The 13,338-nt window shown below is 61.7% G+C and carries 8 protein-coding genes and 2 tRNA genes; 6 read left to right on the plus strand and 4 right to left on the minus strand.

Going from position 1 to position 13,338, the window contains the following annotated elements:
- Window positions 1–185: 185 nt before the first annotated feature.
- Window positions 186–272, minus strand: a tRNA-Leu gene (locus BR41_RS12340).
- A gap of 44 nt (window positions 273–316) precedes the next feature.
- Window positions 317–403 (minus strand) — tRNA-Leu (locus BR41_RS12345).
- Between the two features lie 69 nt (window positions 404–472).
- Between BR41_RS12345 and rnr the strand changes: the two genes are divergently transcribed.
- Window positions 473–3,493, plus strand: a complete 3,021-nt coding sequence (rnr, locus tag BR41_RS12350; protein WP_084187101.1) for a ribonuclease R — start codon at window positions 473–475, stop codon at window positions 3,491–3,493.
- 98 nt (window positions 3,494–3,591) lie between these two features.
- On the opposite strand, the gene BR41_RS12355 is transcribed toward rnr, so the two are convergent.
- Entirely contained in the window at window positions 3,592–3,921 is a 330-nt protein-coding gene (locus BR41_RS12355; protein WP_035056916.1) for a hypothetical protein, read from the minus strand.
- A 190-nt stretch (window positions 3,922–4,111) separates the two neighbouring features.
- Between BR41_RS12355 and BR41_RS12360 the strand changes: the two genes are divergently transcribed.
- The 5 genes from BR41_RS12360 to BR41_RS12380 all read left to right on the plus strand — a co-directional run bounded on the left by BR41_RS12360 (window position 4,112) and on the right by BR41_RS12380 (window position 11,967).
- The gene (locus BR41_RS12360; RefSeq protein WP_035056919.1) at window positions 4,112–4,471 is read left to right on the plus strand and encodes a hypothetical protein; all 360 of its coding nucleotides are present in this window, start codon (window positions 4,112–4,114) and stop codon (window positions 4,469–4,471) included.
- A gap of 68 nt (window positions 4,472–4,539) precedes the next feature.
- On the plus strand, window positions 4,540–5,247 hold the full coding sequence (locus tag BR41_RS12365; RefSeq protein WP_035056922.1) for an SIMPL domain-containing protein: 708 nt from the start codon (window positions 4,540–4,542) through the stop codon (window positions 5,245–5,247).
- A gap of 10 nt (window positions 5,248–5,257) precedes the next feature.
- Window positions 5,258–5,683, plus strand: coding sequence for a protein YgfX (locus BR41_RS22965; RefSeq protein ID WP_051710827.1), 426 nt, complete (start codon window positions 5,258–5,260; stop codon window positions 5,681–5,683).
- Window positions 5,684–5,954: 271 nt separating this feature from the next.
- The gene (locus tag BR41_RS12375; RefSeq protein ID WP_051710829.1) at window positions 5,955–8,597 is read left to right on the plus strand and encodes a PD-(D/E)XK nuclease family protein; all 2,643 of its coding nucleotides are present in this window, start codon (window positions 5,955–5,957) and stop codon (window positions 8,595–8,597) included.
- Complete coding sequence (locus BR41_RS12380) at window positions 8,590–11,967, plus strand: UvrD-helicase domain-containing protein (protein ID WP_084187104.1); 3,378 nt, start codon at window positions 8,590–8,592, stop codon at window positions 11,965–11,967. Before BR41_RS12375 ends, BR41_RS12380 begins: the two co-directional genes overlap by 8 nt.
- On the opposite strand, the gene cheB is transcribed toward BR41_RS12380, so the two are convergent.
- Window positions 11,868–13,187 (minus strand): chemotaxis-specific protein-glutamate methyltransferase CheB, encoded by a 1,320-nt coding sequence (cheB, locus tag BR41_RS22970; RefSeq protein WP_051710831.1) that lies wholly within the window; start codon window positions 13,185–13,187, stop codon window positions 11,868–11,870. The genes BR41_RS12380 and cheB overlap by 100 nt on opposite strands.
- Window positions 13,188–13,338 lie beyond the last annotated feature (151 nt).

Here is a 13,338-nt window from a genome sequence, read left to right on the forward strand (position 1 = left end):
CTGACTGTCGGGCCATGCTCAAGCATCAGCCAAATATAAACCAACGATGATGGTTCGCCAGAATGACAATGGTATTGGTTGCAGGAAGGTGACAAGGGGAGGGTGGTAAATCGAATGACCGGATGGTCGGAAGGAATGACCGGAAACAAAAAACCCCGACCTGTCGGTCGGGGTTTTTGTGAAATTGGTGCCCAAGAGAAGACTCGAACTTCCACGCCCTTGCGAGCGCTAGGACCTGAACCTAGTGCGTCTACCAATTCCGCCACCTGGGCATTCTTCGTTATACAGTGCTCGATTTCATCGCTTAGGTAGTACGTGGTGCCCAAGAGAAGACTCGAACTTCCACGCCCTTGCGAGCGCTAGGACCTGAACCTAGTGCGTCTACCAATTCCGCCACCTGGGCCACGAGCTACGCTAGAATGAACCGGCGCACTGCAGTGAAGAGGCGCAATTATCAGGAAACCCTAGACCGATGTCAACCAAGAAAACAGAGAATATCGAAACATCCCGTCGACCCCGAAAACTCAAGGGCCTACGAGCCCAAGACCCCTGGCTGGAACGCGAGCGCGAGCGTTACGAAAACCCGCTGCCCAGCCGCGAATATATCCTCCAGATACTCACCGAGCGCGGCGCACCGACCGAAGTCGCCGAGCTTGCCAAGCAACTCTCCATTACCCAATCCGAACTCCCTTTCTTTGAACGCCGCATCGGCGCCATGGCGCGTGAAGCGGAGCTGATGATCAACCGCAAGGGCGCGTTGTGCCTGCCGGAAAAAGTCGATTCGATCGTTGGCCGCGTGCAAGGGCATCAGGATGGTTTTGGCTTTCTCGTGCCGGATGATGGCAGCGATGATCTCTATCTTGGCCCGAAGGAAATGGACAAGGTATTGCATGGCGACCGCGTGCTCGGCCAGCAGATCGGCTTCGATCGTCGCGGACGTCGCGAGGGCAAGATCATTGAAGTGGTTGATCGCGCCAATATCCGCCTCGTTGGGCGCTTCCATGTCGAGCGCGGCGTAGCGATCGTTGCCGCCGAAGAAAAACGCATCAGCCAGGATTTCCTGATTCCACCCAAGGAAGTCGGCAAGGCTCAGCCGGGCCAAGTGGTGATGATCGAGATCATCCAGCAGCCGGCACGCCATGTGAAACCCCTGGGCCGCGTAGTCGAAGTGCTGGGTAATTACGATGACCCTGGCATGGAAATCGAGATCGCGCTGCGCAAGCACAACTTGCCGCACGAGTTCTCCAAGGAAGCCGAAGCGCAAGGCCAGGCCACGCCCAAGAAAGTCCGCAAGGTGGATTGGAAGCCGGTCGATGGCGTAGAGCGTGTCGACCTGACCGAACTGCCGTTGGTGACCATCGACGGTGAAACCGCCCGTGATTTTGACGATGCCGTTTACGCAGAAAAGAAAGGCAAAGGCTGGCGACTGATCGTCGCGATTGCCGACGTCAGCCATTACGTGCAACCGAACGATGCGCTGGATCAGACCTCGATCGAGCGCGGTAACTCGGTCTATTTCCCGCGTCGGGTGATCCCGATGCTGCCGGAAGCGCTTTCGAACGGTATCTGCTCGCTCAATCCGGAAGTCGAACGGCTGTGCATGGTGTGCGACATGCAAGTCGCCGCTGATGGCGAAATCAAGAAATACAAGTTCTATCCGGCAGTGATGTTGTCCAAGGCGCGCCTGACCTACACCAAGGTGTGGGACATGCTCTCCAATCCAAAGGGCGACACCGCCAAGGAGTACAAGAAGGTATTGCCGCATCTGGAAACGCTGTACGCCTTGTTCCAGACCTTCGCCAAAGCCCGCCAGCAACGCGGCGCTATTGATTTCGAGACGACCGAAACTGAAATCCGCTTCGACGAATTCGGCAAGATCCGCGAAATCGTGCCGGTGGTGCGCAATGACGCCCACAAGCTGATCGAGGAATGCATGCTCGCCGCCAACGTCTGCGCGGCGAATTTCCTGATCGAGAAAAAGCACCCGGTGCTGTTCCGCGTGCACGAAGGCCCGACCGAGCAGAAGCTCGACAAGTTGCGCGAATACCTGCGCAGTTGCGGCCTCTCGCTGCCGGGCGAGGATGACCCGAGCGCCAAGGATTACGCGCAACTGCTGGAGAAGATCAAGCTGCGCCCGGATGCGTCGTTGCTGCAAACCATGCTGCTGCGTAGCCTGTCGCAAGCGGTCTACAGCCCGGATAACGCGGGTCACTTCGGCTTGAGTTACGAGGCCTACGCCCACTTCACCTCGCCGATCCGCCGCTATCCGGATTTGCTGGTCCACCGTTCGATCAAGGCCGTGCTCGCCGGCAAGAAATACAAGCCGGCGCAAAAGTGGGATCAGCTCGGCGTGCAGTGCTCGATGACCGAGCGCCGCGCCGACGAAGCCAGCCGCGATGTGCTCAACTTCCTCAAATGCTATTTCATGCGCGACAAGGTGGGCGAGTCGTTCGAAGGCACCATTTCGGCCGTCACCAACTTTGGCTTGTTCGTGCTGCTGGACGATCTGTACGTCGAAGGCTTGGTGCACATCTCCGAACTGGGCAAGGATTACTTCCAGTTCGACGACCGCCGTCACGAGCTGCGTGGCGAGCGTAGCGGCCAGATCTACAAGTTGATGGATCGCGTGAAAGTGCGCGTGGTGCGCGTCGACATGGAAACCAACAAGATCGATTTTGTCTTGCTGGAAGAGCGGGGCGTCTTCACGCCGCAGCCGGTGTCCAGAGCACCGGACAATAAATCGGGTGGCAGAAAGCCCGCGGGGAATCAACGGGGCGGCCAGCGCACTGGCGCTGCAAGCTACGGTGGCCACGGCAAAGGGCAGGCAGGAAAGCAGTTCTCTGCACCGGTAGCGGCAAAGCGGACGGAAGAGCGCAGTGCATTCACGCCACAGACGGCCCCCGGCAAACCAACCGCCAAGCCAGCCAGCAAGCAGGCTACGGTCAAGCGGATCGGTGCGACGGTGCAGACGAACCAAGCGAAGGGCGGGGCGAAGAAACAACCCGTCGTAGCCGAACCGGTCGTGACCAAGCAAGCTGCAGCGCAGGGCGTATCTGCACCGCAGGCAACCGCTGGAAAGTCCGCAGCCCAGCCAGCACCCAAGCCCGCGGCCAAACCATCGGTCAAGTCGTCAGCCCGCAAACGCGCTGGTGCAACGGGCCAGGCCGGGCAAGGTCAAGCGAAGAAGCAAGCGGTGGTGGCTAAACCGGTTGTGACCAAGCCAGCTGCAAAGCCGGCCCCACAAGTGGCCAGACTGCTGGCACCTCCGGTACCACCGGCTGTGGCCCAGCCAGTCGCTGCACCCGCTGCGAAACCGGCAAGCAAACCGGCAGCGAAATCCGCGACCAAGCCGGCAGCTCAACCGGTGGTGACGCCGACCGCTGCGCCACGAACCGCCAAGCCGCCACGTGGCAGCGCAGAGGCGAAGAGCACGGATCAATCTGCGCAACCAGCAGCGAAACCGGCCGCAACAAGGCGTCGCAAGCCGTCGTGATGAGGTTGTTAGGTAACTGGGGGCGAAAGCCCCGGTGAGTCAGGAGCAGGCCTTGTGCCTGCTCCTGTCACATTCAGCGGTCGCTAAAGCAGCGGCGGTTAGCCTAGGGCGTGATTCAGCTGGTCTTGCTGCGCCGTCGGCATGTCAACGATCTGGCCGATCAGCTTGAAGCGATCAGCCTGGAGTGTGGCGGTGGTGACTTTGAATTTGCAGTCGAGGTAGTTGCGCTGCCCGTTGGATGGCGTTGGCAAGTCGACGAAAAGGCGGCAGACGTGCCCGGCGCGGATTTCCTGCTCAGTGAGGATCACGAAGCCGGACGGCGATGCCTCGATGATGCGGCCAAGGATCGGCTGCGCCTGCGCGCCAAGCATGATGGCAGCGCGCCAACCGACAATCTTGCGTTGGTTCCTGGATGATTGGTCGTTCATGGGATATCGAGAGAGTGAAACGGTTGCAGCGGTGAAAAGGGTGTTGCTGGCCTGCAGCAAACTACCTCGGCATAATACTCTCCGCATCGGGGTGCTGTAGCATCCAAATCATTAAAATTGTGTTCCATTCAGAAGAACAGCCGGCCCGTCACGCAGGCCGGCGCTCATGTCAGCCAGGAGCTCCCCTTACATGTTCATTGTCGATCGTTCTGCCGCCCTGATTCGCCCGAAACAGCCCTTCCTGGATTGGCTGCTGGCGCTGCCCGGCAACGATATTCCGCTTACGCTGGAAGATATTCGCACTGATTGCACCGTGATCCTGATTCCGGAAGCGGCCGAACCGGAAGACGGCATTGCCTATATCGATGACGTTGCCGAGAAATTATTCGAGATGGAATTGTCATCCTGGGTAGGGGATGAGGAACTCTGGCCGAAGAAGCGCAATCTGAAGCTGTTCTGGGAGTGGTTCGACGTGGAAATTCATCTTGGCGTGATGGATAGCGTCGACGACGGGATTCACAACACCCCGTCGGACCACGGTTACCACTGATCCCGGTTTATGAACAATCTTGTGAATCAAAGCGGCGCCTGATGCGCCGTTTTTCATGGAGAGTACCGATGCGAAACTGGATGACTGGTCTATTGCTTGCCACGGCCGCTACCGCTGTTTATGCCGAGCCGCTGAACTACAACGTCGTCAATCTCGAAGCCTCAGCGAGTCGCGAGGTGAGCAACGATACGGCCTACGCCACGTTGTTCGTCGAGATGACCGACAGTAACCCGTCGCGCTTGGCCGAGCTGGTCAACACCACGCTGGCTGCAGCCTTGAAGACCGTCAAGCAAGAGCCGGCTGTGCAATCGGCTGGCACCGGTTATTCCACCTATCCGGTCTATGGCAAGACCAACAAACAGGATGGTTGGCGTGGCCGCGGCGAGTTGCGCCTCACCAGCAAAGACTTCCCGGCCCTCTCCAAACTGCTTGGCCAGTTGCAGCAGCCCCAAGCGAATGGCCAGAGCCTGCAATTGGCCGAAGTCCGTTACGGCGTATCCGAGCGGCAACGTGAGTTGGTCGAGAACGAGCTGATCCAGGAAAGCCTCAAAGCCTTCCGCCAGCGTGCCACGCTGATCGGTGAAGGGCTTTCTGGCAAGTCATGGAAAATCGTCAATCTGAACGTTCATGCCGGCCAGCCGATGCCGCCGCCGCGCCCGGTGCTCTATAAGGCCGCCGTCATGTCGGCATCTGCCGATGCCGCGCCTGCGCCGCTGGAAGGAGGCGAAAGCCGCGTTTCGGTCTCGGTGGCCGGTAGCGTGCAGATCGTTGAATGACACGGTTTGAATGACGCTGCCGCCCTCCCTGCTGCTCAATCCGTCCAAACAGGCCCGTTATCTGGGCCTGTTTTTGCACGTGGCGGCACTGATCGTCGCGGTTTGTCTGCCGTTGTCGTGGATGGTTTTCGCGCTGCTGCTGGTCGTTGCTTCGTTCTGGCTGGCGCGACGCAGTCGCCCGCAACCACAGCGGCTTGAGGCGTTGCCCGACGGGCTGGTCCGTATACGTTGGCCGGACGGGCGCACCTTGGATGCCACCGTGCATGTCAGCACGCGTGTGACCAGCTGGATTACCGTGTTGCAGCTCGACGCGGAAAAGCTTCGCACTACCTTGCTGCTCTGGCCCGATAGCGCCGCCGCCGATCCGTTGCGGCAATGGCGGGTCTGGCTTCGCTGGTCGCAGCCCAGCAAGACCGTGACCGACGATCAACACTGACGCCGGGCGTAGTAAGAACCTGTTCAAAGTCTTTTTTGGCAACGTTTACGTTGCCATTTCCCCCCTTTTTGAAGGGGGCAAGGGGGGATTTCTGCGGCATCTCCACATCCACTTGCGTCGAAATCCCCCTCAGTCCCCCTTCACGAAGGGGGAAGTAAAGCCCAGCAGCGCTTCACGTTGGCGGTTTGCGAGACTTTGAACAGCTTCCAAGAGGGACCGAGCGCCAAGCCCGGCTGCTATCATCGGCAGCGAATTGTCGAAAATGTGTGCCATGGCTGTCCTGCCCGAAGAAACTCCAATCTCCTTTGTTGACGTGCTGCGATTACCCGTCGCGGGCACCGTGCTGCTCACCGTCAACAATCGCTTGGCCCGGCGTTTGGCCGCGGATGTACTCGCTCAGCACGCCGCCAACGGCCAGCTGGTGGCGGAGTTACCCGTCATCCTGCCGCTCTCCGCCTGGCTGGCATCGCTCGATGAAGCAACCGCTTTCCTGCCGGATGTATCGTTACCCGCCCACCGCTTCGATGACTTCGCCGCCCAACTGATCTGGGCACAGGCGATCCACAGCGAAGAAAAAGAACGCCCGATCTTCGATGAACGCCAGCTGGCCGCCCTTGCAACGCAAGCCGATGCCCTGCAAGCCGATTGGGATGTGCGCATCAAGCCGGACGAGGCGACCGAAGAAGCCATTCGCTATTCCCATTGGCAAAGCCGCTACCGCAAGTTGCTGACCAAGCTGGATGGGGATGATGACAATCAACGCATTGAGCGCGTCTCACGCTTGCTGGAAAGAGGTCAGCTGACCATCCCAAGCATGCTGATTTTGGCCGGTTTCCGCGAACTCTCCCCGCGACTAACGCGCTTGCTCACAGCGATCGCTGCTCATGGCTGCCGCATCCACCATCTGCTCGACGACGGAGAGACAGCAACCGAGCCTCCGCGCCGTTTCGCCGCCACCGACCGCACGGGCGAATGGCGCGCCGCTGCTGGATGGGCCGCGCAGCAACTCGCCGCCAAGCCCGAAAGCCATTTCGCCATCCTCGCGCCACGCCTGGAAAACGATGCGCCATTCGCTCGACGCGTACTGCTGGATGCCATGGGCAGCGGGGATGCCTTCAACGTTGCCATTGGCCGTCCGCTGGCTGATTGGCCGCTGGCGCGTGCGGCGTTGGCCTGGTTGGTTGTCCTCACCGAAAACAAATCCTGGCAGCCCGCCGATCTGGGGGCCGCGTTATTGGCTGGCCATTGCGCGGGCGATGCTGGCGAGGCAGCCGAGCGGGCGCGTATTGATGCCCGTTGGCGGCAACGTGGCGTGCTGAAGGTAGATCGGCACGATTGGCTGCGTGAGCTGTTTACCTGTCCGCGTTTGTCGGCGGCTTGGTTGGCAGCGAAAGCGATCATCGACGATGGCCGGCGTAATGTACGCTGCGATGACTGGGCCAAGCGCTTCAGCTCGGCGCTCGATGCACTCGGTTTTCCGGGCGAGCGCGGGCTGGATAGTGTGGCATTTCAGGTCATGAACGAATTACAGGCTATGCTCGGGCGCTTTGCCGCGCTGGCCCCCGCCGCTGGCGAACTGAATGCCCGCGCCGCCGTGCAGCTCTTGACCCGCTTGGCGCGGGAAACGCCCTTCCAGCCCGAACGTAGCGCCACGGCCCGGCTGGATGTGTTGGGACTGCTGGAAGCGGAAGGGGGCCGCTGGGACGGGGTGTGGATACTCGGCCTGACCGACGACATCCTGCCCAGCATCCCCAAGCCGAATCCCTTGCTACCGCTATCCGCCCTGCGTGCCGCCGGCGCGCCGCGCTCGACCCCGGAGCGAGAGCTGGCCTACGCCCACGAGCTGTTCGAACGGCTCTGCCAATGCGCCCCCAATATCATCGTCAGCCATGCCGAACTGGACGGCGAACGCGAGCTGCGCGCCTCGCCCTTGATCGCGGCCTTGCCCGAATTCGACTGGATCGCCCCCGCTGCCGCATTGGCAAAGCCCGCTATCGTCGAACGCCTGCAAGACGAGCAAGGCCCGGCGCTGAATGAGCGGGATACCGTCGCTGGTGGTACAGGCGTGCTGGAAACCCAAGCCAAGAACCCGCAGTGGGCCTTTGTCCGCTACCGGCTTGGCGCGCAACAGCTGCCAGCGTACGCCGAGCAATTCACCGCCAATCTGCGCGGCATCTTTTTACACCGGGCGATGGAAGCGCTCTGGCGTGCGTTGCAAACGTCGCAAGTGCTGCAAGCGGCCCGTGCGGATGGATCGCTCGCCAGTCGCATCGGTGATGCAGTTACCCAAGCTGCAACGGATACGCTGGGCGATCTGCCCGAGGCGATTCGCGTGCTCGAAGCTGAACGCGCCGTGGTCGTGATCCGCGAATGGCTGCTGCTGGAAGCGCAACGCCTGCCATTTACCGTCGTCGCCACCGAATCGCCCCACGTGTGGCGACACGGCCCGCTTAATCTCAAGTTGCGACTGGATCGCCTCGACCGTGATGAGTTCGGCGGCGCAGTGATCATCGACTACAAGACCGGCAAAACGCTCGACACCAGCGGCTGGGCGCGCGAGCGGCCGACCGAGTTGCAACTACCGCTGTATGCAGCCGTGATCGGCGAAGATGTGACCGGGCTGGTGCTGGCTCGTCTCAACGCCCGCGAAGTCAGCGCCAAGGGGCTGGCGGCCGGTGAGTTTGGCTTGCCGGGCGTGAAAACCACAGCGGAACTCGACGAGCGCAAGGACGCGCTGGCTGGGGTGGCGTGGCATGACTTGCTCGGGCTGTGGCAAGGCCGCATCGCTGCTTTGGCGGATGAATTCGTCGCCGGCTACGCCGCCAATGTCACCGCCAACATCGGCGACCTGAATTACTGCGACGTGCTGCCTTTCCTGCGTGTGGCGCTGGAAGAGGAGGCGGACAGTGAATAAACAACCCCAAGACTGGCAAGCCCGGCTCGATGCCGTCGATCCGGCGCGTTCCTTCCTCGTACAAGCGCCAGCGGGTTCCGGCAAGACCGAGCTGCTGACGGATCGTATCCTCGCCCTGTTGCCGACGGTGACCCGGCCGGAGGAAATCGTCGCCATCACCTTCACCCGCAAAGCCGCGGCCGAAATGCATGCTCGGGTGATGCAAAAGCTCGCGGCTGGGCGCGGGCCAGCGCCGGATGCCGAACATCTGCACCGCAGCTGGCAACTGGCACGCAAGGCCTTGGAGCATGACGCAAAACAAGGCTGGCATCTGCTGGAGCACCCCGGCCGGCTCACCATCCAGACCATCGACTCCTTCTGCGCCAGCCTGGTGCGGCGCATGCCTTATCTGAGCCAACTCGGCGGCATGCCATCGACCGTGGATGACGCCCGCCCGCATTACCTGGCCGCCGCCCGCGCTACCTTGGCATTGGCCGAAGAGGAAGCGCTTGGCGCACCAATCCGCACGCTGCTGGCGCATCTGGATGTCGATCTGCGCGCGACTGAGGCGCTGATTGCCGACATGCTCGCCAGTCGCGATCAATGGCTGCCTTTGCTGGGTGGATTTTCAATCGTCGCGGACGATGCGGAGCGTGTCGCGCTGGAAGGCAATCTGCATGCGGTCGTGAGCGAAGAGTTGCAAGCCTTGGCGAATGCGATGCCGATGGGCTGGCAGTTTGAATTGCCGCCCATCGCCCGTGCGGTGGCGAGTTGCCAGCCGGAAGACTCGCAAGCCGCCGTCTTGGCCGGTTGGGAGGGGGACCTGCCAGCCACGCCAGACGCATTGCCCTACTGGCAAGCCTTGGCTGCGCTGCTACTCACCGGCAAGGGCGAGCTGCGCAAGCCGGGTGGCTTGAACGTCAAGAATGGCTTCCCCAAAGACACCGCGCACAAGGTGCAGATGGCGGAGTGGCTGGACGGGCAGGGCGTCAATCCGCAAGCGGAATGGATCATCCGGCTGGCGTCGGTCAATACCTTGCCGGAGCCGGTGTTCGCCAATAGCCAATGGACGGCGCTATCGTCACTGCTGACCACCCTCAAACTTGCCGCCGCGCAGTTGATCGTGCATTTCGCCCAGACCGGCGAAGTCGATTTCACCGAGATCGCGCAGCGGGCGTTGAATGCACTCGGCCAAAGCGATGCGCCGAGCGATTTGCTGCTCAAGCTCGATGCGAGCATCCGCCATCTGCTGATCGACGAATTCCAGGATACGAGCCAGCCGCAGATCGATTTGCTGGCACGGCTCACGGCCGGTTGGCAGACCGATGACATGGGGCGAGGCGATGGCCGCACGCTGTTTCTGGTCGGCGATCCGATGCAGTCGATCTACCGCTTTCGCAAGGCAGAGGTCGGCTTGTTCCTGGCCGCACGCGATCATGGCGTCGGTGAGATCAGTCCGGCCTTTCTGGCGCTGACCGATAACTTCCGCTCGCAAGCGGGCATCGTCGATTGGGTGAATACCAGCTTCGCCAAGCTCTTTCCACCGCATGACGACGCGGAAAGCAGCGCCATTGCCTACGCCAAATCCAGCGCCTTCAATGCGCAGCTGGAAGGTCCGGCGGTCACTTTTCATCCGGTCTGGAAACGCGATGGTTTGGCCTTGGCGCAGCCGGAAGACGCCACCGTGCTGCAGCTGGTGCAAAACGCATTGGCGGCAAATCCAGAAGGTAGCGTCGCCATTCTGGTGCGTGCCAAGAGCCATGCCCACGCGATTGCACGCTCGCTGACTGGTGCGGGTATCGCGCACAAGGCGGTCGAGCTGACCCCCCTGGCACAGCGGCCGGTGGTGGCCGATCTGGTGCAACTGGCGCGGGCCTTGTCGCATGGTGGCGATCGATTGGCGTGGTTATGCGTGCTGCGTGCGCCGTGGTGTGGCCTGACGCTCAACACGCTGGCGACCTTGTTCAGTCGCGATTTTGAAACGACCATCCCGGCTTTGCTGCGCCACTCGCCCAATGTGGCCGCCTTGCCGGATGACGAACGCCAGCGGGTCGAAGCCGCCAGCGCCATCTTACTGGACGACAGCAATGCCAGCGGCGCGTTGCCGTTTGCTGCATGGGTGGCCAGCATCTGGCGCAAATTGGGTGGGCCGAACCTGTACGCGACCGCGCGCGATGCGATGGATGCCGAGCGTTTTTTCCAATTGCTCGAGGAGCTTGCGCCTTATGGCGGGCTTGATCCGGCGACGCTGGATGACGCGCTGGCGCGCTTGTTCGCTGCTGCTGATCCAGCTGCCGGCCGGGTCGAAATCATGACCATGCACAAGTCGAAAGGCTTGCAGTTCGATACCGTGATCTTGCCGGGCTTGCAGCGCAAATCGCCGCCGGATCATCCACCGCTGCTGCGGCTGGAGTTATCGCAGGGCCGGTTGTTGTTGGGGCCGATCAAGCCACTGGCCGAGACTGAGCATGATCCCGTGTCCAGATACCTCGGTGAGCGGAACAAGCGGCGGGCGGAGTACGAAATCGACCGTTTGTTGTACGTCGCCGCCACGCGGGCCAAACATCGGCTGCATCTGGTGGGCGAGCTGAATCTCAACAGTGAAACCGGTGAGATTCGCAAGCCGCAGGCATCCAGCTTGATGGCGCGACTGTGGCCGGTGCTTGTGATCCCCGCGCCACCGGTGGCAGAAGTTGCGACAGCGGCCCCTGAATCCGCAGGAGAATGGCTCGGGCCGTTATTGACGCGCGTTGCCAGCATGCCTGGGGCCGAGTCCGCGCCAACCAGTCAGCCAGTGGCATCACCGCGTTTCGGACTCGGTCACGCCAAGGTCGAGAGTGCAGTCGGCACACTCGCTCACGCGTGGCTGGAGCGGATCGGTCAGGACGGACTTGCTCGCTGGCCGGCTGCTGCGTTGACCGCAGCGCTGCCGCAGATGCAAACCCAGCTGACGCGGAGTGGTGTGCCGGCCGTGACCGCCAGTGCGGCGGCACGCACCGTTCTGGATGCGTTGCTGGCAACGTTGGAAGACGAGCGGGGGCGGTGGTTGCTCACCCAGCCGGCACGGCGGGAATGGCGCTTGCACGATATGGCGGGTCGTCAGTCGATCATCGATCTGGCGCTGGAAACGGCGGAGGGGTGGCTCATCGTCGACTACAAAACGACACGTCGGCAGGTGGAGGAAACTGCGGAAGCCTTTGCTGCCAGACTCGTTGCCGCTTATCGGCCACAGCTGCGTCGCTACGCAATCCAGCTGCAACAGCTCACCGGCCGGCCGGCAGTCGGGGCGCTTTATTTACCGCTGGCGAGTCTGTGGCTGGATGTGCCCGTCGATGACGGACTGATGGCCGAAGTGGTCGACGGTGCAGCAGACGGGGTGCCGCGCGCGTAGCTGGCGATCAGCCGGGGCACGTCATGCAGGGATACGACATTGGTCACGCCACCTAGTCGAATCGCCTCGCGTGGCATACCGAAGACGGTGCAGGTTTTTTCGTCTTGTGCGTAGGTCGTGCCGCCCACTTCGTGCAGTTCGCGCAAGCACTTGGCGCCATCGTCGCCCATGCCGGTTAGCAAAAAGCCGATGCCGTTCTGGCCGGCCGCGTTGGCGGTGGAGCGGAATAGCACATCCACCGACGGACGATGCCGGGTGATCAGCGGCCCGTCGATGATTTCCACATGGTATTGCGCGCCATTGCGCTTGAGCAGCATGTGTTTGCCGCCAGGCGCGATCAACGCCACGCCGGGGCGCAGGCGTTCGTTATTCGTGGCTTGCCGGACTTCGATTTTCGACAGGCTATTGAGCCGCGCCGCGAAATTGGCAGTGAAGTTCTCCGGCATGTGCTGAACGATGATGATCGGCGGGCTGTTGGCCGGCAGGTGCGGCAGGATCGCCTCCAACGCCTGCACGCCACCGGTGGATGCGCCAATGGCGATCACCGGCCCGGTGAGCTGCGCCACGCCGTTGCGCGTTGGTGCGGGCAACAGCATATCGGGCGAGAGCTTGGGGCCGGACATGCGCTCGTTGATGACCGAGACCGAGGCGTTGGTAGTAGCGGGCCGGGGCGCCGGGGCGGGGGCGGAAGGTGGCGCGACATAACCCGAACGAATCTGGCCGGATGGCGTAATCGGCGTGGTGGCACGGGCGGTAATTGGTGCAGGAGGGGGCGGAGGCGGTGGTCGCATCGCCCCGATTTGCGGCATGCCACGATGACCGCCACGGCTTTGCGCAGCGGCGCGTACCGCCTGGACCAGATTCGCGGAATTGTCTTGAATCTGGCGCATCATCAACGAGGCCCGGTTCACCACCGCCACCGCGCCGTGTTCCATCATCTGCAGCGCCAGTTTGCTGGAGCGATCGGTTTGCGAGGCAATCGCGACCGCTGGGGTCTTTCGCTCGCTCTGCAAGGCGCGTAGCAGCGCCACGCAATCCAGACCGGGGATATCCGTATCGATCACTACCACGTCCGGCTGCTGACTGCGAAACAGGCTGCGCGCTGCATGCGGTTCCCCCGCCAGCCCGACCACCACGAACTCGGATACAGCCTTGAGCGAATCACTCATGGCGAGCCTGGCGATCGGCGAGTGGTCGATGATGAGGACTTTGGTGGGCATCAGTCGCTTTATAGCGTCTCGTTGGCGCTGGATTGAAATGGGCGAATGTTTCTTTATAGCGATGCTGCAGGCGAATCGTGACACGAATGCTGCAATGCCATTGGGCTAAAAATTGCCTTGATTGGTGCTTTACCGGATGGCCCGACCCTGA

The sequence above is a fragment of the Andreprevotia chitinilytica DSM 18519 genome, assembly GCF_000711875.1.
GTDB lineage: Bacteria > Pseudomonadota > Gammaproteobacteria > Burkholderiales > Chitinibacteraceae > Andreprevotia > Andreprevotia chitinilytica.